This is a genomic window from Aurantibacter aestuarii, from assembly GCF_003008425.1.
GTDB classification, from domain to species: domain Bacteria; phylum Bacteroidota; class Bacteroidia; order Flavobacteriales; family Flavobacteriaceae; genus Aurantibacter; species Aurantibacter aestuarii.
This window is the reverse complement of sequence record NZ_PXOQ01000019.1, coordinates 41019-63975: the sequence shown is the minus strand read 5'-3', so window position 1 is coordinate 63975 and position 22957 is coordinate 41019. Positions and strand designations below refer to the sequence as shown.

The window sequence follows — 22957 nt, the reverse complement described above, 5'->3', positions numbered from 1 at the left end:
AAACAAGTTAATTTACTGCTTTTTTATAATCTTTATTTTCAATAACCATTTTTGCTATAATTTCTTTTAATATTTCTGAAGTTCCTCCACCAATTGGTCCTAAACGGCTATCTCTAAATAATCTTGCCAAAGGATATTCTTCAATATAACCATAACCACCTAACATTTGTAAGCAGCTATACATAACATCATCTGCAACTTTAGTTGACTTTAGCTTAGACATGGTCGCTTCTTTTACAACATAGTCACCTTTATCTAATCTAGCAATAGTAGCATAATTAAATAGTTTACAATGTTCTACATCGGTTACCAATTCTGCCATTTTATGTCTTAAAGCTTGGAACTTATTAATCGTTTTTCCAAACGCCTCACGTTCTGACATATATTGTAAAGTATAGTCTATAGCAAATTCTGAACGTGCATGAGCATTTATACCCATAATTAAACGTTCCAGTGCAAAATGCTGCATTATATATGGGAAGCCTTTATTTTCCTCTCCCATTAAGTTTTCAACAGGTATCTCTACATTATCAAAAGCAATTTCTGCAGTATCTGAAGCTCTCCAACCTAACTTATCTAGTTTAGTTGCAGAAACTCCTTTAACATCTCTATCGATTAAGAAAATACTAATCCCTTTGTTACCAAGTTCAGGACTCGTTTTTGCTGCCACAACCAGATAGTCACTATAAATACCATTGGTAATAAAAGTTTTAGAACCATTTATGATATATTTATCACCTTTTTTTACTGCTGTAGTTCTCATAGCTGCAACATCGCTTCCTCCAAAAGGCTCCGTGATACATAAACATCCAATTTTTTTACCTAAGATACTTGGTGCTAAATAGTCTTTTTTAATGCGCTCATCTCCTTCTGCGTTTAAATGCGTCATTGCTAAATACGCATGCGCCCACATAGCTGCTGCAAAACCTCCTGAATTAACCTTTTGCAATTCCTCAAGAAAAATAACAGTATAAAACAAATCTAAGTTTAATCCGCCATAAGCTTCTGGATAGTTTATTCCGAAAAAACCCATCTCGCCAAATTTCTCCCAAATAAAACGTTCTATAGTACCCGTTTTTTCCCATTTTTCGATATGTGGCACAACTTCTTTCTGTAAAAAATCTTTTAAACTTTCACGAAATAAATCATGCTCCTCTGTAAAATATGTCGAATTCATCTTAGTGTGTTATATTGTTTTATTTTATAATATTCTAATTAATATGTAAATATAATTTAATTATCTCAAATTTATAAGTTGGAAAAGTATTAATTTTTAACAATTCATCAATACTAGATATTTTTTCATTCAAAGTCCGATACTCTATTATTTTAAATGCAATCTCGTAATCTATATATGGAACTTTTACTAAATCGGCTTTTGTAGCTGTATTGATATTTATGGTGTTTATAATTCTTGGTGACTCAATAATAGTACTTTTCTTAATATTTTCTAACACCTCTGGAGTTAACCCATTAATAACACTTAGTTCTTGATAAGCTGCAAAACCATTGAGTTTCTGACGTAACTCTATTATTTTATTTGCATAAAAATCGCCAATACCGTAAATACTTTTAAGTTGATCTAAGCTTGCATTATTTAAATCAAATACTTCGTTTTTAGATTTAGACTGAAAACTGTTTTGCTGATTTGCTTTAGACGTTACCCAATCTGGAAATTTAAAATATGGTGAAAGGGTTTCTAGTAAAGAGTCTGAAACTTTTGTTACTTGCTGAAATTCACGTGCAGAATTAATCCATTTATTTTGATCTCTATATGCTAAAAGCCTATCAATTTCCTCTGTTTTCATTCCTAATCTATAGCCTTTATAGTCTGTTATATAATTTGGATTAAACGGATAAGTTTTATAACCTGATTCTGCACTTAAACTTTGTTTATACAAACTATCCAGCTCAACTTTAGCAAGCTGAATTATTTTAATTAGTGCAACATTTTCTTTAATAGGTGATTTAAGCGATATAAATGTATAACATAGTTGAATGCTAACAATTACGATTACTAATAAGAAAATCCCATATCGTTGTTGTTTTGTAAACGTGATATGGGATTTAAATAGTTTCATAAAAAATGTTTTACATCTTATAAAATCTTTATATGTTAAGAATTACAGCTGATCGTTTAAATCTCCTGCACCTTCCTCTATTGCTATTTCTTTCTTTTTAATAGCATTCATATACTTTGTTAATTCTTTTTTAACTATTGGAGATAGCATTACTACACCAATAATATTTGGAACCACCATTGCAAAAATCATAGCATCCGAAAAGTCGATTACAGCGCCTAAACTAATTGACGCTCCAACAATAACGAACAATAAAAATAATACTTTATAAACTAAGTCTGTAATTTTACCTTTTCCAAATAAAAACTTCCAACCCTGCATTCCGTAATAAGACCAAGAGATCATCGTTGAGAATGCAAATAAAATTACTGCAATGGTTAATACAATAGAGAAATGAGGAATAACTGAATCAAAAGCAACTGCTGTTAGCTCAACCCCTTCTTTAATCTCTACACCATATTCCATAAACTGGCCATTAAAATTAGTAATAATAATAACTAAAGCTGTCATTGTACAAATTACAACAGTATCTACAAATGGCTCTAGAAGTGCCACAATACCTTCACTAGCTGGATATTTAGTTCGTACAGCAGAGTGAGCAATTGCTGCAGAACCTACTCCTGCTTCGTTAGAAAATGCCCCACGACGAATTCCTTGAATCATTACTCCAATTAAACCACCAGCAATGCCAAGACCTGAAAATGCTCCTTCAAAAATTAATCCGAATGCATCATCGATTAAGCTAAAGTTTGCAAATAAAATTACTAGGGCTGCAAGTACATAAATTCCTGCCATAAATGGCACTACCTTTTCTGTAACTGAGGCAATACGCTTAATACCACCAATAATTACAACAGCCACTAAAGCTGCCATTACAATACCAAAATATAAACCAGAGTTTTCTCCTGTTAATTCAAATAATTTTGTAAACTGGGCAGCTGCTTGGTTAGCCTGAAACATATTTCCTCCTCCAAAAGATCCTCCAACTACAAAAATGGCAAATAAAACAGCTAATACTTTTCCTAATCCTCCAGCTCCTTTTTCTTTTAATCCTTTAGTTAGGTAATACATTGGACCTCCATAAACGGTACCATCTGCTCCAACATCTCTATATTTTACACCTAAGGTACACTCTGCAAACTTAGATGCCATACCTAAAAGTCCTGCTACAATCATCCAGAATGTAGCTCCAGGACCACCAATAGATAATGCTACTGCAACACCTGCAATATTTCCTAATCCAACCGTAGCAGATAACGCCGCAGTTAATGCTTGGAAGTGACTAACTTCTCCGTCTGCACTTTCATCTCTTATGGTTTCAATATTATCTCCACCTGGAGTTTGATCTCCAGCTACATTTAGCTCATCTTCTTGATTTGCTTTTAATATATCTTCTACAATAGCATCTTCACCGTATAGATTATCAACACCATGTTTTTCAATATCTTCATATTTACCTCTTACAACTTGTATAGCTGTTAGAAACCCTGTGAAGTTAATTAGTTTAAAATAAATAGTAAAAAATACAGCTCCACCAATTAATACGATAAGAACCCAAGGTATTTGAAATGTGTCTGAAAATGGAATTTCATAAAAAATAGCATCTACAAACCAACCTGTATAAGCCTTAAAAGTCTCATCGATTTGGGATGTTGTACTATTTTGGGAAATTGATAATATTGGCGATGAAATCGCTAAAAGAAATAGAAGAATTTTCTTCATAACCTAAATGTATATGTTAGTTATTTGTTAATTTAAGGACAGCAAGATGCTAAAAAAAAACGAATTTATAAAGCTTATGATGTTAAATAAGCTCTGTATTAATCTATATTATACAAACTGTTTAGTTTTTGAATTTGTTCAGGACGACCTAATACCACAATTTTAGAATGTGGCACCAATTTAATTTCGGCTTCAGGATTTACAATGTATTCTCCATTTTCTCCTTTAAAACCAATAACTGTACAACCTGTTTTATTTCTTAGATCTAAATCTTTAATTGTTCTGATTTCATTAGTGTTATATAACTTTTCCACCTTAATTTCCTCGATATTTATATCGCTTTTTCCAACAATAGATAGGTTGTCTATAAACTCTATTAAATCTGGAACGACTACTAATGAAGCCATGTGATCTCCTCCTATACGATCTGGCAAAATCACATTATTTGCTCCTGCAAGCTTGAGTTTATTATAACTAGTTTCTTGAGATGCACGACTAATAATCTGAAGATTTTCATTAATTTGTCTTGCAGACAATACTACAAATAGATTATCTGCGTCATCTGGCAAAGCAGTAATTAAGGTTTTTGCACGTTTAATTCCAGCTTGAATAAGGATGTCATCTTCATTGGCATTTCCGTAAACAAAAGGTAAATCCAAACTTTCGAACTTTTGAATCACATCATTACTTTTTTCAATAATAACAAATGGCTTGTTATGAGCTAACAATTTCGTTGCCGCTTGCTTCCCATTTCTACCATAACCACAAATAATGATATGGTTAGAAAATCCATCAATTGTTTTTTGCATCTTCTTTTGTTTTAATTCTTCTAAATTATTACGGCTTAATATATACTCTGTCACTACACTTAACACATAACCAACAATAACTACACTGGATAAAATTAATATAATTGTAAAAAGTTTTGCCTCTTGATTTAAAGGTTGCACCTCTCCATATCCTACAGTGGTTATGGTAATAACCGTCATATACAAGGCGTTAATGAAGTTATAATCTGAGAGAGTCATAAATCCTACAACACCAAAGCTTAACAATAATAACAACAATAACATTGCTGTAAAAAACCTTGAATTTTGCATGAATACTATTATTTTTTGCATAAGATTATAAGTCAAAAACAGAACTGCGCTTAGTGTAAATAATATCTTTTATGCGCATCCAAAAGGCTAAGAATAAATATAATGCAAATCCAAAACCTAGAGTTACAAAGGTTAAATACATAAATGAGGTTCGTACTACTTTAGCGCGAATTCCCAATCTATCTGCGATACGCTGACATACATAGTAGCCACGTTTTTGAAAATAGTGTAATAATTTATAAGCCAGTTGCATGCTGCAAGTTACTGTTTTTGTTGTAATATATTATTACCAATTGCACAATGTAAACAATTATTTTTATCGCAATAATTAGATTTTAATTGAATTAAGCTTTGCGTGTCAAAAGCAGATTTTACATGTATTCCCAAATTTAAAAAACCGTCTACCAAAGTATTTTTCTCTGGTTGAATTTGTCTTAAGACCTCATATAAATGTTCAAAACTCTCTACACCTATACTTTTTTGATAAGCAAATTTTAAAGGAATTATAGTATTAATAATTAGTAAATCTATAAACGCTCTTGTTAATTTCTTTTGAGATGTTTTAGATGACTTTTCAAAAGTGTAGTGCGTTTTCCAATAGTCTGTTGTCTCGATATCAAAAATGCCGTATATGGTTTCTAACTGTTCTGCCTGCATTAATTTTAAAAATAGATTAGAGTGCTTATAATATAAAACAGCTAATTGAGACAAACGAAGTGTAGGAAAATTATTTGGGCGAAGTCTAAAAAAATGTATCTGAGCTGTTGTTGAATCTAAATTAAACTTTTGCTTTAAAAACATATATTTTTGCTGAAGCATTTTTGGATAATGATCTTGGAAATTAGAATTCAATAAATTGGCTTGACCAAAAAACAAGGCTTCTAAGTCTTCCACAGAATGCTGTTGTTTTCTTACCACGTGAAATGGCGTTTGGTTTGACCATTGAAAAAAACCTTCGCCATTTACCTTTAATCCAAAATTTTTACAAAGCAACTTAAAAAATACCGCTTCCCAATTGTTTTTAGTTAAGAGCAAAAGTTCGTTTATTAAAACACATTTATTTTCTAAGCGCTCAATGTATATTTTCTCAAGCCAATTATTTAACAAAAAAGTATTGGTGAATTTAATATGATCTTCACAATTAATCCACTTTTGTTTTTGACTAAATAACTTTTCATATCCCACAATAGCATCTTTATCTATATAATTTTTAAGTTCTAATGTAGGTAAAGTGGAATTATCTTTTCTAAATATTTCTACATCATGTTCCCAAACTACGTGAAGGATTACAGAGTCATACGTTTTGTCAATTTCGTGATTATGAAGATACCAGTCAGAAGATTTTAAGTGAATTTCTATATTTCCAGCCCAAAGCTGTTGACCTATTTTTAGTTTAGCATTAAAAAAGTCTGGTCCAGCATTTGTGTTTAATAGGCCTAAATTTTCTATCACCACTACTTCAGAAGCAGTGGTAAATAATTTATTTGAGTCAAATTTTTTGAATTGCCATACATAGTGTAAAAAATCTTCCTTCATAGTTTCACATCCTAATTCCTTTAAAATTTAAATTAACCACTACAGCAAATGATCTACTAAAAATACATAATTTTAGGTATGTTTTAGCATTATGATAAATACTAATTTTGAAAAAAACCTAAAATTAGAATATCATGAAAAAAATTACTTTACTGTTTATTTGTCTATTTCTTCATTTTTCGGGAGAAGCTCAAACCACCGACTATGTATCTGGACTAGTAGAGGTTAGAAGTTTAGAATTAGATGGAACCACTATTTATGCTACAGGGTTTAACAACATCTACTCTATAGATACTACAAATCCAAGTCCGAATGGTGTTACTATTTACACTACACCAGCCAATTATTTTATATATAAAACTGTCAAACTAGGTAATTTTTTATATTTCCTACAGGAAAATTATAATGAAACTACAGACACCTTTTTAGGTACAGAAATTGTAAGATTAGATCTTACAAATCTTGCTGCCGGTATCACTGTACTGACATCTACAACCAATTTTATTTCTTCTATTGCCCTAAACGGAAGCAAACTTTATTTTACTGAAGAAATTCCTGTTAACCCAACAAATCCAGATGTTTTTAATGTAAATTTAAATAGTATAAATGTAAGCGATGCAGTGCCTACTGCAATTGTAGAATATGCTACTTTAAGCTTAGGTGTGGTTCAAGATTTAGAATTCAGAAACAATATCATTTATTTTTCTGATATTGATAGTAATGAAATTTTAACTTTAGATACGTCTAATGCTTCTGCTACATTACAAGTTTTTGTGCCTTCTGTATCATTTAATAGAGGATTATTTATAAGCGGTAATGATGATCTTTATATGTGTAATGGAAATAAAGCTCAAAAAGTTGATGCAATAACATCTGGCACTTTAGAGCTTGTTGGCGAGAATACAACATACCAAGATACTAATAATGGAAATCCGTTTTTTGCTAATTTTAGAGATGTTGTTTTAATCGGAAATACGCTATACCTAGCATTATTGAATCAAGGAAGAATAGTAACTTTAACAGATAATACATTATCTACGGAAGATTTTACAAATCAAAATAAGCAATTAAATATTTATCCTAATCCAGCAAATAACGAATTTACCATTCAGACCAACGCTGATATATTAGAAACAAAAATATATAATGTTTTAGGTAAACTAATTATGGAAACAACTAGTAAGACTATAAATATTTCGGACTTAAATGCTGGTGTTTATTTAGTAAACATTACTACAAATACTAAATCCTTTACTAAAAAGCTAGTTAAAAACTAAACTTAGTACACAGAACTATAAAAAAAGCCATTTTAAATATTTTAAAATGGCTTTTTACTTTTTATCATATAGCTATTACTCAATATAGCCTTTTTCTCTCATCCAGCTGTCGTTAAACATTTTACCTACATATCTTGATCCGTGATCATGAAATAAAACCACCACAACATCGTCTTTAGTAAAATGCTCTTTTAATTGCAGTACTCCTTTTATTGCTGCTCCTGCACTGTTACCTAAAAACATGCCTTCTTCTTTAGACAAACGTTGTGTATAAACTGCCGCATCTTTATCAGTTACTTTTGTAAAGCCATCTATAATTGAAAAGTCTACATTTTCAGGAAGAATATCTTCTCCAATACCTTCAGTAACATATGGGTAAATCTCGTTTTCATCAAAAATACCGGTTTCATGATATTTTTTAAATACAGATCCGTAAGTATCAATACCCCATACTTTAACATCAGGATTTTGCTCCTTTAAATATTTACCAACTCCAGAAATAGTTCCTCCTGTACCTACTCCAACCACAAAATGAGTAATTTTTCCTTCAGTTTGTTCCCAAATTTCCGGACCTGTACTCTGGTAATGTGCTTTAGTATTACTTGGGTTATCATATTGATTTACATACCATGCATTTGGTGTCTCTTCTGCCAAACGTTTAGATACCGAATAATAACTTCTAGGGTCTGTAGGTTCTACATCTGTTGGACAAACTACCACTTCTGCTCCTACGGCTTTTAAGATATCTACTTTTTCTTTACTTTGTTTATCTGCCATAACAAAGACACATTTGTAACCTTTTACAATTGCTGCCAATGCTAAGCCCATACCTGTATTTCCAGAAGTTCCCTCTATAATAGTTCCGCCTGGTTTTAAACGACCATCAGCTTCTGCATCCTCAATCATCTGTAATGCCATACGGTCTTTAACAGAGTTACCAGGATTAAAAGTTTCATATTTAGCTAATACCAAACAAGGTAATTCTGCTGTTAATTTATTCAGTTTAACTAAAGGTGTATTACCTATAGTTTCTAATATATTTTCTGCGTATTCCATCTCTATTATTTATGCGGCAAATTTACAATTTTGATTGACAACCTATAAAAGTTTATAAGTTAATTATATTTTTTTAATGCGTTAAGGGTTGAAGTGATATCCTTTTTTTGGTGGCGCCTAAGCCAAAAAAAGATAAAACGGAAAACCTGACCTGAAAGGGAACGCCCAATTAAGTAAACTTAATAGCTTTAACTGGCGATATTTTAGACACAATGTAAGATGGTAATAACAACATAAGTAGACATAACACAAATGTACCAACATTTACCATTAAAATATAACTAATGTTTAAATACACCGGAACTGTAGACACGTAATAATTGGCCGGGTTTAGTGGAATTAAATTGAAATACTTTTGAGCTAACAGTAAGCCTAAACCTATAATATTACCCCAGAACAAACCTACAATAATTAAATAGGTGGCATTATAAATAAAGATTTTTCTTATACCATTATTAGAACTTCCTAAGGCTTTTAAAATTCCTATCATTTGAGTACGCTCCAGAATAAGCACTAATAATGCCGTAATCATGTTTATTCCAGCGACCAGAATCATAATACCTATAATGCCATATATATTTCCGTCAAAAATACTAATCCACTCAAAAATGGTTGGAAACTGCTGTTTTACTGTAGACACATCGACTTGAGATGGTGTTTTTTTCAGCATTTTTTTCCAAGTTTCTTCGAGTTGGCTATAATTGTTTACAAACACCTCAAAATGCCCGACTTCGTTATCTTCCCATTTATTTAAACGTTGAATATGGCGTAAATCGCCTATCATATACAACTCATCAAATTCTTTTAAACCTGAATTATAAATACCAACAATAGAATAGGTTATTACACTTGGCGACTTATTTAAATCGTCTTTTAAGAAATAGGTATTAATCTTATCATTTAGTTTTAAGTTTAAGCGATTAGCCAAATAACTGGAAACTAAAACGTCTTCATTTCGTTTTTTACTATAATCTGGCAAACGACCTTCAACCAGAAAAGTTTTAAGATACTGCCAGTCATAATCTGCTCCTACACCTTTAACCACAGCATATTCAAAATCGCTTTCAAGTCTTATAATACCCGACTTTGTAGCAACACCTTGAATATGGTTGACTTCGGGAACCGACTTAAATTCAGGATAAAAACTTTGCGCGTTACTTATAGGTTGCTCACTATCTTTAGAGTTATTGGTATTGTATTTAGCAATTTTAGCATGACCATTAAAGGCCACAACTTTATCACGAATTTTACGTTGTAAACCTATACCTGTTGCTATGGCAATTAACATAACCACGATACCAATAGTAATTGCTGCAATACCAATTTTTATTATTGGTGCCGAAATACTACTTTTATACGACTTTTGGTCGATAATACGTTTAGCTATAAAAAATTCGAATTTCACTTATGACAACATTTCTTAATTGTTTCAAAAATACTATAATATTATTTGTTTTGGTTGCTATTTCATGCGGAAAAACACAAAGTAATCCTATCCTATTAGAATCTGAACCTGAAATAGCTCTGACCAAAAAAGATAGCTCGCTTCCAAAAATAATTACAGGAGCCAATCGTATTTACGAATACTTACCACTGCTAAAAAATAAACGGGTTGGTATAGTTGCCAACCAAACTAGTGTGACTACAAATAAAAGAGGTCAATTTATTCATTTGGTAGATACGCTACTTCAACATAAAATTGCGGTAAAAAAAGTATTTGCTCCAGAGCATGGTTTTAGAGGAACTGCAGATGCTGGAGAAATAATTAAAAATGGCATAGACACAAAGACCGGTTTACCAATTATATCTTTATATGGCGCTAATAAAAAACCAAGTCTTGAACAATTAGAAGATTTAGACCTTGTTATTTTTGATATTCAAGATGTTGGTGCCCGATTTTACACCTATATTTCTTCATTACATTATGTTATGGAAGCATGTGCCGAAAAAGGTATACCTGTAGTAGTTCTAGATCGTCCCAACCCTAACGGACATATTGTTGATGGTCCCATTTTGGAGCCTGAACACCACAGTTTTGTGGGTATGCATCCTATCCCAGTGTTGCACGGACTAACTATTGGAGAATATGCGCAAATGATTAATGGGGAAAAATGGTTAAAAAATGAAGTAAGCTGTAAATTAACGGTTATTAAAATGGCGTATTACAAACATGAAATGCCTTACAGCTTACCAATAAAACCTTCACCAAACTTACCGAATGATAAAGCTATAAATTTATATGCAAGTTTATGTTTTTTTGAGGGCACTAATGTTAGTGTTGGTAGAGGTACTAATAAACAATTTCAAATTTATGGGGCGCCATTTTTGCCAGAAACTTCATTTAAGTTTACTCCAAAACCAAATGAAGGCGCAAAGTATCCAAAATATGAAAATGAAGTTTGTAATGGTTACGATTTAAGTGAAGAACGTCGTTTAGAACAACTTAATTTGAGTTATGTTTTAAATGCTTATAACTTAAGCGCAGACAAAACTGATTTTTTCTTAAAAAATGGCTTTTTTACTAAACTTGCAGGAACAAAACAACTTCAAAACCAGATTGAGGCAGGTAATACTGAAGCTATAATTAGAGCTTCATGGCAAAAAGGTTTAGAAGCTTTTAAACAGAAAAGAGCAAAATACCTATTGTACAACTAATGCTTTTATTATAATGCCAGAATTGCTTTACGTTCTTCTTGAAAAACATCTATTTTAGGAAGTTCCGCTATGGCTAAATTGATATATTTTAAAGCTGTTTTCTTTTCGTTTTGATATTTTTTTATTTGTGCCAATCGGTAGTTGGCCCAAGCTTTAGGCACTCCATCTTTAGCCGAATAATTATCTAGGTAAAGCAATAAGCATTTTTCACCTTTTTCAATTTGCACGTTATATTCGGCACAAACTTTACCTATTTGGTAGTGTAACGCATTTCTATGATGCTTTGCATGAGCTTGCTCTAAATTAGAAACTGCTTTTTCTGGTTGATTATTGGTTTCGTATAAATTGGTTAGCTTATCAAAACAGGTTAAGGAACCGCCTTCTTTTATGGCTAATAAATAATATTTTTCGGCCAGATCTGGTTCGTCGTCATATTCATAAATATAGCCCTTAGCCAGATATCCGTCAACTTTAGACAAGTTTTGCAACTCATTAGCATATTTTAAAGATTTCGATTTACTACCACCAATTAAACCAGGTAATTGCATATACAACTCCACCAAAGCCCAACGCGCTTCAATATGGGTGGCGTCTAAAGCAGCTGCTTTTAAAAATGCTTCCTTAACATCTCCAATTATTCCTAAAGCAGCTATTTTACTAATGCTTAGAGCTTTCATTCCCAAGGCGCCACCATACTTATAAAAGTAGTTGGCCTCTTTAGCATCTATTTTTGTCAATTTTTCGTACTGTTCAATAGCTTCATCCCATTTTTTCTGGTGACCATAAGCGTCTCCTAACAACTCAATGACTTCAGCATTATTTGGCTGATTTTTAATTTCGGCTTCTAGTAAATTTTGGGCTTTACTAAACGATTTATTATCAATAAGTTTTTTAGCTTCAACCAGTTTAGATTGAGAAAAACCTACCGTTACAATTAAAAAAAATAAATAAAATGCTTTCATAGTTTTATTATGTGTTACAAATGTAATATTCTGTTGGTATTATTTTTGTTTAAGTTGAGTTAAATATGGTTAACTAAAAAAATGATTAGCTTTACTTAGCAAAACGTTGACTTTACTCATTTTGTTATGAAATGCTTAACGGTATCATTTATATTTACTAAAAACAGTAGACTAATGAAACATCTTACACTTATTATAATTACACTTTTTGTTTTTCAAATGAATCATGCACAAAACAACAACTATTCCAAACTTTGGAAACAAGTAGAAACTTTTGAAAATGAAGGATTGCCTAAGTCTGCTTTAAAAATAGTTGAAGACATAGAAACTTTGGCTAAAAAAGAAAATCAAAACCAACAACTTATAAAAACTCTATTATTTAAAAGTAAGTATGCTTTAATTTTAGAAGAAGATGCTCAGTTACAAGTGGTTTTAGATTTTAAAAAAGCAATTTCTAATAGTCCATCGCCCGAAAAAAATGTGCTACAAAATATGTTGGCTACTTTATATTGGCAATACTTTCAACAAAACCGCTGGAAATTTTATAACCGCACCAAAACCTCGGAAAAAGTTGATGGCAAAGATTTTAGAACTTGGGATTTAGAAACACTTTTTGAGGAGATCCACAATCATTATCAAGCATCCTTAAAAAACGGATTAATCTTGCAACAAACCCCAATTAGAGATTTTGACATTTTATTACAAACTCAAGAAAACTCGGAAACTTTTCGCCCTAGTGTTTTCGATTTATTAGCTCACAACGCCTTATCATTTTATAAAACGAATGAAAACCGAATTACAAAACCTGCGGAAACATTTTCAATACAAGATGAGAAATTTATAAGTCCAGCTCGTAAATTTTCTTCATTAGAACTTAAAAGTTCCGACAGTTTAGCACTTCAATATCATGCTTTACGTATATATCAAGATTTAATTCAATTTCATTTAAAAAAAGACAGCTCTTTAGCTTTAGCACAAGTAAATATTGAACGTCTTGAATTTGTAAAGCAAAACACAAATCTTACAAATGCTCAAGATGTATTGTTATCGACTTACATAGCAGAACGTGAATTCGTAAAAAACAAAGAAGCCGAAGCCTTATATAACTTTGAAATTGCAAGTATTTATTATCAACAAGGATCAGAATTTTCTCAAGAAAACAAGGAAAATCAATGGAAAATAAAAGAAGCTTTAGAGTTATGCACTCAAACTATAACCCAATTTTCAAACAGTTTAGGTGCAGAAAAATGTAAAACTTTAAGCCTTCAAATAACAAAACCTCAGCTTCAAATTACCACAGAATCTTTTCTTAGACCAAACCAAACCGAGAAACTATTGGTTTCTCATAAAAATATTGATGTTGTTGATTTTAAAGCGTATCAGTTAACAAAAAAGCAGTACGATGCTTTCCAAAAAATATATCGTGAAGACGCTAAAAAAACTTTTATAGAAAAATTAAAATTCAATAGCTCATGGACAGCTAAGCTAACTAATGAGAAAGACTATCAAAACCATAGTACAGAAGTATTACTGCCAAAATTATCTAATGGACTTTATTTGGTAGTTGCCAATACTAAAGAAATTTGGGCAAGTGCAACATTGCAAGTGTCGCATATTGCCATGGTAGAATCGGAAGATAATGATGAGAAGCATCTTCAATTTATTGATAGAGCTTTTGGCGCACCTATTGTAAATGCAGAAGTTGCCATTACCTTTTCTTATCAAAATAAAGTCATTCAGACTCAAAAATTAAAAACAGATCAACATGGACGTATAAGCTTTAAAAAAGCAGCACATAACAGAAGTACGTTTGAGGTCGCAGTAAATCACAACAAGGAAACCACCTACTTTGGCAACAGCCATATTTACTATTACGACAGAAACAATACTAACAACAAAACAGTTTATCAATCTTTTATTTTTACAGACCGAAGTATTTATAGACCTGGACAAACTGTTTTTTACAAAGCAATTGCTCTTAAAACTAAAGATTTAAAGTCGGAAGTTATTCCTGAAGAGCTTTTAGTGGTAACGCTTTATAATGCTAATGATGAAGAAATAAGTGTGCAAAAACTAAAAACCAATGCCTATGGTAGTATTTCTGGAGAATTTATTTTACCAGATACAGGTTTAAATGGTGAATATTATTTAGAAATTGAATCTGAAACTAATTTAGATCTAGATAATGAGCACTATTTTTCTGTAGAAGAATACAAACGTCCAAAATTTGAAGCTACTTTTAAACCTATTACGGACACTTATAAAGTTAATGATAGTGTTACTGTAAATGGCTTGGCCAATGCATTTTCCGGAAGCACCATTAGTAATGCTAAAGTCGTGTACCGAGTAAAACGTGAGGTTAATTATCCAAGTTGGTACCGCTGGTCGAGACCTTATTACCAAAGTCAGGCTCAGGAAATTACCTTTGGAGAAACCTTAACTAATAGTAAAGGTGAATTTGAGCTAACTTTTAAAGCCATTCCAGACGATACTGTTAACAAAGACAACTTACCTGTATTTTCTTATAAAATTACCGCAGACGTTACCGATTTAAATGGTGAAACCCGAAGTGCTACTACTACAGTTAATGTAGGTTATCATACTATTTTAGCACAAATTATTGCGTCAAATTTGGTAGATAAATCCAATAAAGAACACACCTTTAGTATAAAAACTAAAAATCTTAATGGAGAGTTTGTTCCAGCATCAGGAACGGTACATATTTATAAACTTAAAGCTCCAGACTTTGTGTTAAGACCAAGACCTTGGCAAGCACCCGACTATAAAACCTTAAGCAAAACAGAATTTAAAACTTTATTTCCTCATGAAGCTTATGACAATGAGAATGAGTCGCAAAACTGGCTTAAAGGTGAGCTGGTGTTACAAACCACTTTTAACACGGAAAATGAAAAGACGATAGCTTTAGGAAACATTAAAAAATGGGATTCCGGAAAATATGTAGCGGTTTTAAAAAGCAAAGATAAATTTGGGCAAGCCCTTAAAGATGAAGCCCTGTTTACTGTATTTTCAGATAAAGATGAAGCCTTAGCCGATAATGAACTATTTCAAATAAAAACCGACAAATCCACTTATAATATTGGTGATATTGCAGAAATTACTTTTGCAACTGCAGCGGAAGAGTTAGTCGTTACAATAACTACAGAGAAAAATAAAAATGTGGTAGAAACCCAAACCATAACGCTAAAAGAGAACAGTAAAACTTTAAAATTTCCTATAGCTAAAAATGATTTAGGTGGTTTTGTTATACATTACTCTTATGCATTTGCCAATAGTTTTAGTTCTGGACGCGTGGCTATTAATGTACCTTATCCAACCTCTAAATTGCATATAGAAACCTTAAGCTTTCGTGATAAGTTACAACCAGGCACCGATGAAACTTGGAGCTTTAAAATTACTGGCGACGATAAAGAAAAAGCATCTGCTGAATTATTGGCAAGTATGTACGATGCGTCTTTAGACCAATTTAAAACACATAGCTGGAATTTTAGCCCATACCAACCCAACGCTTACCGAAGTTATATGAATACCTCAAGTCATTTAAGTTTTGGCGTAGATAATTTTAGAATTTATCAAGATTATCAGAATTATTATTCTAACATAACACAACAGTTTGACCAATTGAATTGGTTTGGGTTAAATTTAAACCTTTACAATTATGTTTTAGAAAAGACTGAATCTGAAGAAGTTGTAGTGACTGCTTTAGGAATAAAAAGAAAAAGCTCAGAATTATCTAGCTCTACTTCAAATATTACATCTGATGAATTAGATCAATCAGCAAACCCAAATGTGATTCAATCTTTAAACGGAAAAGTTTCGGGATTACAAGTTAATACTACTAATTCAGATTTTCATCAATCTTCGAAAGTAACTTTAAGAGGAAACTCTTCGATATCAGCAGACAAAACTGCACTTGTTATAATTGATGGGAAAATTTCAAACCTAACCGTACTGAATAGCTTATCACCTGAAACAATTGTATCCATTAATGTTATAAAAGGTGCAAATGGAACTGCCTTATATGGTTCTCAAGGTGCAAACGGCGTAATTGTTGTTACGACTAATTCTTCAGAATCTGCTATGGAACAAATCCAAGTCCGTAAAAACTTACAGGAAACCGCATTTTTCTTTCCTAAATTAACTACAAATGAGGCAGGAGAAATAAGATTCAACTTTACTACGCCAGAAGCGCTTACCAAATGGAATTTAAATCTATTAACCCATAATAAAAAAGGTCAGTTTGACCAAAAAACCTTAACGGCGGTTACGCAGAAAGAACTTATGGTAATTCCAAACGCACCTCGTTTTTTAAGGGAAGGCGATCAAATAGTGCTGAGTGCTAAAATTTCAAATTTAACAGACACCACCATTGGCGGAAAAGCACAACTTGTTTTAACCAATCCTATTACAGGAGAAAATATATCTAATACAATAATCACCGAACCTTTTGAGTACAAAACTAAAGGTCAAAAATATAATCCAACACTTATCTTTTCAGCTAAAGCTAAACAAAACACAGAAGTGTCTTGGATCCTAAGTATTCCTGAAGGTATTGGCGCTATTCAATACAAGGTGTTAGCTTCCGCAGGAAGTTTTAGCGATGGAGAGCAAAATGTACTACCGGTATTAAGCAATCGTATGTTGGTTACCGAAACCTTGCCTATGCATGTTAAATCAGGCGAAACTAAAACTTTTGTGTTAGATAAATTAAAAACAAATAACAGTAAAACCTTAAAACATCACAAACTAACACTAGAAATTACCAGTAATCCTGCATGGTATGCGGTACAAGCTTTACCTTATTTAATGGAGTTTCCATACGAGTGTAATGAGCAAACCTTTAGTCGCTATTACGCTAATGCATTAGCCACGCATATTGCCAACAGCAACCCAAAAATTCAGGCTGTTTTTAATCAGTGGAAATCCAGCGATGCTTTACTGTCTAATTTAGAAAAGAATAGCGAGTTAAAATCTATTTTAATTCAGGAAACCCCATGGTTACGAGATGCACAAAGCGAATCGGAACAGAAAAAACGTATCGCGTTGTTATTCGATTTAAGTAAAATGCAACAAGAGTTAAAAGCCTCATTATATAAATTAAAAACCAATCAAATGGCTTCTGGTGCATGGTCTTGGTTTGGAGATTACAGAGAAAACCGCTACATCACGCAACATATTCTTACAGGTTTTGGTCATTTAAAAAAATTGAATGTCGACAGTAGTCAGGAATCAGAACAAGAAATGATTACCAACGCTGTATCTTATTTAGATAAAGAATTTGTTAAGGAATACAATGACTTAACCCGTTATAATGAAAAAGTAGATTTGTCTCAAAATCATTTAAGTATGTCGCAATTGCATTACTTATACATGAGAAGTTTTTATCCGGACATTAAACTTTCTAAAGAAGCAAATCAGATTAAAACCTATTACCTAAATCAGATTAAAACCTATTGGTTATCTAAACCGCTTTATGCGAAAGGTTTAATGGCTTTAATAAGTTTTAGAAATGAAGACAAAGTAACGTCATCTAAAATTTTAAAATCTTTAAAAGAAACCAGTATTACTAATGAGGAACTTGGTATGTATTGGAAAGAAAACACCAATTCTTACTACTGGTACCAGGCGCCTATTGAAACTCAGTCCTTATTAATTGAAGCATTTTCGGAAATAGAAAATGACATAAACACCGTAGATAACTTAAAAATATGGCTATTAAAACATAAGCAAACCAACCAATGGAGTACTACAAAAGCTACCACAGATGCAATTTATGCTATTTTATTACAAGGTAGCGATTGGTTAAGTGTAGATGAAAGTGTAAAAGTTTTAGTTGGTAACCAGCCAATTCCTAAAGACAAATTAGAAATGGTTAAAGTTGAAGCAGGTACAGGTTATTTCAAAACGTCTTGGGACGCTAATGAAATTAAGTCAAATTTAGCTGAAGTGACGTTAACTAAAAAAGCAAAAGGCATTGCTTTTGGTAGTTTATACTGGCAATATTTTGAAGATTTAGACGCCATTACACCTGCAGAAACATCTTTAAACCTAAAGAAAAAATTGTTTAAAGTAGAAAATACCACCACAGGCGAAGTGTTAACTGAAATTAAAGAAGACAAAACGCAACGTATGTATGGTGTGCCAAATGAATATGCCTTAAAAGTGGGCGATTTAATTCGTGTGCGTATTGAGTTGCGTACCGATAGACCAATGGAATTTGTACATTTAAAAGACATGCGTGCTGCTGGTTTAGAACCTGTAAATGTAATTTCAAGTTACAAATATCAAGACGGATTAGGCTATTATGAAAGCACCAAAGACACGAGCACTAATTTCTTTTTTGATGTGTTACCAAAAGGCATTTATGTATTTGAATATGACTTAAGAGTCAATAATGCTGGGGTAATGAGTAACGGAATTTCCACTATACAAAGCATGTACGCACCAGAATTTAGTAGCCATAGTGAAGGTGTGCGTTTATCGGTAGATAAGTAGTGGTTAGTAAGCAGTAGGCAGTAATTTGAGTATAATAATTTACTATCGTTAAATGATAACTGATAACTGATAACCGATAACTGAAGACTGTAGACTGTAGACTGTAGACTTAAAAATTAATCCGTTTTTTCATGGCTTCTACAATATTAAATACAGCTGGACAAATAGGCATATTTTTTAAGGTAATTTCAGAGATTTGCTGAAACTTTTTACGGTCGGTATGAGGGAATTCGGCACAAGCTTTTGGTCTTACATCGTAAATTGAACAATAATTATCGGCATCTAAAAAAGTACAAGGCACACTTTGCAGGACATAATCATTATCTTCATCTATACGAAGAAATTGCTCTATGAACTGCTGTGGTTTCATTTTAAAATGCTTAGAAATACGCTGTACATCTTTATCTGTAAATAATGGACCAGTCGTTTTACAGCAATTTGCACAGGTTAAACAGTCGGTTTTTTTAAATTCATTATCATGCAAATCCTGCATGATGTAATCCAGATTTTTAGGCGTTTTCTTTTTTAGCTTTGTAAAAAAGGTTTTATTCTCCTTATGTTTATCTTTGGCAAGCTTTGGTAGCTGTTGTAAAGTAGAATCCATAGTACAAAAATAGAACTTTAATTTATTTTTAAAATCACCTCTTACAATGAAAGATATATTTGGTAAAGCATTATTAGATTTTTATCATGGAAATTACACGGAAGATATCATCACCTCAACCCAGATTTCTGATGAAGATGAATTACCACTTCCCTATTTATTCAGAAGTTATAATGACTTGCCAATTTTAGAGCAAAAGGCTTTAAAATTATGTCAAGGAGATATTTTAGATGTGGGCTGTGGTTCTGGTCTGCACAGCTTGTATTTACAAGAAAAAGGATTAAAAGTAAAAGCAATTGACAGCTCTAAAGGTGCAATTGAAGTGGCAAAAAAACGAGGTGTATTAAATGCTGAAAACCACGCGCTTTTAGATGAGACAGGTACTTACGACACCATTTTATTGTTAATGAATGGTACGGGAATTTTTCAAACTTTAAATGATGTACCACACTATTTAAGACATTTAAAATCGCTTTTAAATGAAAACGGACAAATTTTAATAGACTCCAGCGACATTAAATACATGTACGAAGATGATGATGGCGGCTTTTGGATAGACACCAATGCCAGTTATTATGGCGAATTGGATTATTTCCTAAGTTATAAAGGCGAAAATGAAACACCTATGAAATGGTTGTACTTGGACTTTAATACCTTACTAACCGCTTGTAAAGCTGCAGGGCTTAATTGCGAATTAATACTAGAAGGCCAACATTTCGATTATTTAGCTAAGCTTAGCCTTAACGCATAATTTTATTTATCACCTTAGATAAGGTCAGCTTTATAAGTTATTACCTTATACAAATAATTTAACTGGTCACTTACTTAATTTAAGAATACGCATTGCTCCTTGTACAACCAATACAAAAACAATGGTTCCTATAATCAAATCTGGCTTACTACTTTGCAGCCAGCTTACCAAAACCCCGGCAATTATGACACCTAAATTAATAATTACATCATTGGAAGTAAAAATCATGCTGGCTTTCATGTGTGCTTCTTTTTTACTTTTTGATTTTTGTAAAATATAAAGACAAATCCCATTTGCTATTAACGCTAAAATAGAAACAACAATCATCGTTGAAAAATTTGGGAGTTTCTCTTCGCCAAAAAAGCGTCTTAGAACTTCTAAAAACCCAATAATTGCTAGAATAATTTGAAAATATCCAGCAAGTTTGGCTATACGTTTTTTCTTAATTAAAGTTCCACCAACCGCAAACAAACTTATGCCATACACAAAACTGTCGGCAAGCATGTCTAGGCTGTCGGCTACGAGACCCATAGATTTTGAAAAAACACCTGTTGTCATTTCAATAACAAAAAAAACAAAGTTTATTGCAAGTACCATCCAAAGTAGTTTTTTCTGATTTTCGTTTTCTTTAAAATCCGTTTGATTAGTTTCTCCTGTAGAGATCTTCTTTGCGCCTAAATTAAGTTCTAACAGTGATTTTTCGATGAGAAAACTCTCTCCTGTGTGGAAAACAGTCAATGTTCTATTTGGAATATCAAAGTCCAAATTTACAATACTCGAAATTCCGTCCAGTTTCATTCGAATTAAATTTTCTTCAGACGGACAGTCCATTTTAGTAATTTCAAATATGGTCTTTTTCACTTAAATTCTCTGTTTTAAAAATAACTTATGGTATATGAATCAAAACTATTCAGCTTTAGTATTTAATGCACCTTCTTTCCATTAATAAACGTAGATAGTACTTTGGTTTCCGGAACCTGGTTAATCTCTACAGTCATAATATCTCGATCCAGAATTATAAAATCGGCATATTTACCAGTTTCAATACTTCCTTTTTCTTCATCTTCAAAATTAGAGTAGGCTGCCCAAATGGTCATACCTTTTAAGGTTTCCTCTCGAGTTAAACCATCTCTTATATTAAAGCCATTTTCAGGATAACCTTTAGTATCTTTTCTAGATACAGCTGCGTAAAATGTTAAAAACGGGTTTACTTGCTCGACAGGAAAATCGGTTCCTAAAGCAACCTTACCGCTAATTTCCAATAAGGTTTTATATGCATAAGCACCTTTTACGCGCTGTGCACCTAAGCGGTCTTCTGCCCAATACATGTCGCTTGTAGCGTGTGTTGGCTGGATAGACGGAATAATATTATCATTTTTAAAATATTCAAAATCGTTGTCGGTAATCACCTGAGCATGTTCCACACGCCAACGTCGGTTTTCTTTGTCTTGTAACACTTTATTATACGTTTGTAACACAAACCTATTGGCAGAATCTCCAATAGCATGCGTGTTCATCTGGTAATCGGAATTTGCAATACGTTGTGCCAAGGTTTTATAATCTTCCACACCAATTACCAAAGCACCAAAGTGATTATGCTTATCGCTATAACTTTCTTTTAAAGCTGCACCACGTGAACCCAAAGCACCATCGGCATAAACTTTAACCGATTGCACATTTAATCGTGGTGTTTTAATTTTACCTTTTGTTAAATAATAATCTAAGTTTTCCTTCTTATTACTAATCATGGCATAAATACGCATGTCTAAAACATTTGCTTGCTGTAAACTGTCTATTAATTCTATAACTTGCTGGTCCAAACCTGCATCGCTTACGGTAGTTAAACCTAAGCTCGTGCAAATGTGCTGAGCATCGTTTAAGGCTGTGATTTGCATCTTTTTGCTTGGTTTAGGAAAAACAGCTTCTACTAGTTCCATCGGGTTATCTATTAAAACACCGGTTAACTGATTGTTTTCAACTAAAATTTCGCCACCTTCAGCTTTAGTCTCTAGAGTTATTCCTGCCACTTTTAAAGCTGCGGTATTACATAACATGGCATGACCATCTACTCTGGTTAGCGCCACAGGTGTCCCTGGAAACAAACTATCTAATATCTTTTTATTTGGAAATTCTTGAACGGCCCAATCGTTTTGGTCCCAGCCACGACCGATAATAAAATTAGCTTTTTTGTTTTTTTGAAATATTTTTACTCGCTCGATAACCTCTTCAAAACTTGTTGTTCCTACTAAATCGACTTGTAGCTGATTTAAACCCAATCCATAGAAATGACAATGTGCATCTATTAAACCCGGTAATATGGTTTTATTTTTAGCATCGATAATTTGTGAAGATTCATAAGTATCTTGAATATATTTGCTGCTTCCTATCTCCAGAAATTTACCATCTTTAACCGCAAATGCTTCAGCAGTATCAAAAGATGCGTTAACCAAATAGGCTTGTGCATTTATAACGATAAGATCGACGTTTGTTTTTGACTCCTTACACGAAACCACTAAAAGCAATAACACTATTAAAATTCTGTACATCCTGATATATTCTAAAATTAGTATAGCTAAAATAGCCAATATTGTTGAGATAAGCAGGCAGAAAAAAACCTTAAAACTTTGGGGAAAGCCTTAAGGTTTTTTATTATGAGGTTTATGGCAGAACCTTATAATATATCTATTAGATGCAACAAAT

At 32.4% G+C, this 22957-nt stretch carries 16 protein-coding genes; 4 read left to right on the top strand and 12 right to left on the bottom strand.

Annotated features, from left to right (window positions below):
• Positions 1 to 7: 7 nt before the first annotated feature.
• From C7H52_RS13225 to C7H52_RS13200, 6 genes are all read right to left on the bottom strand, one after another.
• Positions 8 to 1177 (bottom strand): acyl-CoA dehydrogenase family protein, encoded by a 1170-nt coding sequence (locus C7H52_RS13225; RefSeq protein WP_106464383.1) that lies wholly within the window; start codon positions 1175 to 1177, stop codon positions 8 to 10.
• 34 nt (positions 1178 to 1211) lie between these two features.
• Positions 1212 to 2081 carry a ComEA family DNA-binding protein gene (locus C7H52_RS13220; RefSeq protein ID WP_106464382.1) on the bottom strand — a complete coding sequence of 290 codons (870 nt, stop codon included), beginning with the start codon at positions 2079 to 2081 and terminating at the stop codon, positions 1212 to 1214.
• 42 nt (positions 2082 to 2123) lie between these two features.
• On the bottom strand, positions 2124 to 3803 hold the full coding sequence (locus C7H52_RS13215) for an alanine/glycine:cation symporter family protein (protein WP_106464381.1): 1680 nt from the start codon (positions 3801 to 3803) through the stop codon (positions 2124 to 2126).
• Between the two features lie 98 nt (positions 3804 to 3901).
• Positions 3902 to 4924, bottom strand: coding sequence for a potassium channel family protein (locus C7H52_RS13210; protein WP_106464399.1), 1023 nt, complete (start codon positions 4922 to 4924; stop codon positions 3902 to 3904).
• Positions 4925 to 4928: 4 nt separating this feature from the next.
• Positions 4929 to 5156, bottom strand: coding sequence for a PspC domain-containing protein (locus C7H52_RS13205; protein ID WP_106464380.1), 228 nt, complete (start codon positions 5154 to 5156; stop codon positions 4929 to 4931).
• Between the two features lie 8 nt (positions 5157 to 5164).
• Positions 5165 to 6439, bottom strand: coding sequence for a DUF2851 family protein (locus C7H52_RS13200; protein WP_106464379.1), 1275 nt, complete (start codon positions 6437 to 6439; stop codon positions 5165 to 5167).
• Between the two features lie 134 nt (positions 6440 to 6573).
• Between C7H52_RS13200 and C7H52_RS13195 the strand changes: the two genes are divergently transcribed.
• Positions 6574 to 7716 carry a T9SS type A sorting domain-containing protein gene (locus tag C7H52_RS13195; protein ID WP_106464378.1) on the top strand — a complete coding sequence of 381 codons (1143 nt, stop codon included), beginning with the start codon at positions 6574 to 6576 and terminating at the stop codon, positions 7714 to 7716.
• Positions 7717 to 7791: 75 nt separating this feature from the next.
• Here C7H52_RS13195 and C7H52_RS13190 read toward each other — a convergent pair whose 3' ends face one another.
• Positions 7792 to 8772, bottom strand: a complete 981-nt coding sequence (locus tag C7H52_RS13190; RefSeq protein ID WP_106464377.1) for a PLP-dependent cysteine synthase family protein — start codon at positions 8770 to 8772, stop codon at positions 7792 to 7794.
• Positions 8773 to 8941: 169 nt separating this feature from the next.
• A complete protein-coding gene (locus C7H52_RS13185) occupies positions 8942 to 10177 on the bottom strand; it encodes an ABC transporter permease (protein WP_106464376.1) in 1236 nt (411 codons plus the stop codon).
• 2 nt (positions 10178 to 10179) lie between these two features.
• Here C7H52_RS13185 and C7H52_RS13180 point away from each other — a divergent pair, with 2 nt between their 5' ends.
• Positions 10180 to 11427, top strand: coding sequence for an exo-beta-N-acetylmuramidase NamZ family protein (locus C7H52_RS13180; RefSeq protein WP_106464375.1), 1248 nt, complete (start codon positions 10180 to 10182; stop codon positions 11425 to 11427).
• An 8-nt stretch (positions 11428 to 11435) separates the two neighbouring features.
• Here the strand turns inward: C7H52_RS13180 and C7H52_RS13175 are convergent, their stop codons facing one another.
• The gene (locus C7H52_RS13175) at positions 11436 to 12389 is read right to left on the bottom strand and encodes a tetratricopeptide repeat protein (RefSeq protein ID WP_106464374.1); all 954 of its coding nucleotides are present in this window, start codon (positions 12387 to 12389) and stop codon (positions 11436 to 11438) included.
• 174 nt (positions 12390 to 12563) lie between these two features.
• Here C7H52_RS13175 and C7H52_RS13170 point away from each other — a divergent pair, with 174 nt between their 5' ends.
• Complete coding sequence (locus C7H52_RS13170; protein ID WP_106464373.1) at positions 12564 to 18902, top strand: alpha-2-macroglobulin family protein; 6339 nt, start codon at positions 12564 to 12566, stop codon at positions 18900 to 18902.
• A 109-nt stretch (positions 18903 to 19011) separates the two neighbouring features.
• Here C7H52_RS13170 and C7H52_RS13165 read toward each other — a convergent pair whose 3' ends face one another.
• Positions 19012 to 19506 (bottom strand): YkgJ family cysteine cluster protein, encoded by a 495-nt coding sequence (locus C7H52_RS13165; protein WP_106464372.1) that lies wholly within the window; start codon positions 19504 to 19506, stop codon positions 19012 to 19014.
• A 46-nt stretch (positions 19507 to 19552) separates the two neighbouring features.
• Here C7H52_RS13165 and C7H52_RS13160 point away from each other — a divergent pair, with 46 nt between their 5' ends.
• Positions 19553 to 20257: a class I SAM-dependent methyltransferase gene (locus C7H52_RS13160; protein ID WP_106464371.1), complete on the top strand. Its 705-nt coding sequence runs from the start codon at positions 19553 to 19555 to the stop codon at positions 20255 to 20257.
• A gap of 66 nt (positions 20258 to 20323) precedes the next feature.
• Here C7H52_RS13160 and C7H52_RS13155 read toward each other — a convergent pair whose 3' ends face one another.
• Together C7H52_RS13155 and C7H52_RS13150 are read right to left on the bottom strand one after the other, a co-directional pair.
• A complete protein-coding gene (locus tag C7H52_RS13155) occupies positions 20324 to 21118 on the bottom strand; it encodes a cation transporter (RefSeq protein WP_181256253.1) in 795 nt (264 codons plus the stop codon).
• A 62-nt stretch (positions 21119 to 21180) separates the two neighbouring features.
• Entirely contained in the window at positions 21181 to 22803 is a 1623-nt protein-coding gene (locus tag C7H52_RS13150; protein WP_181256252.1) for an amidohydrolase, read from the bottom strand.
• Positions 22804 to 22957: the final 154 nt, after the last annotated feature.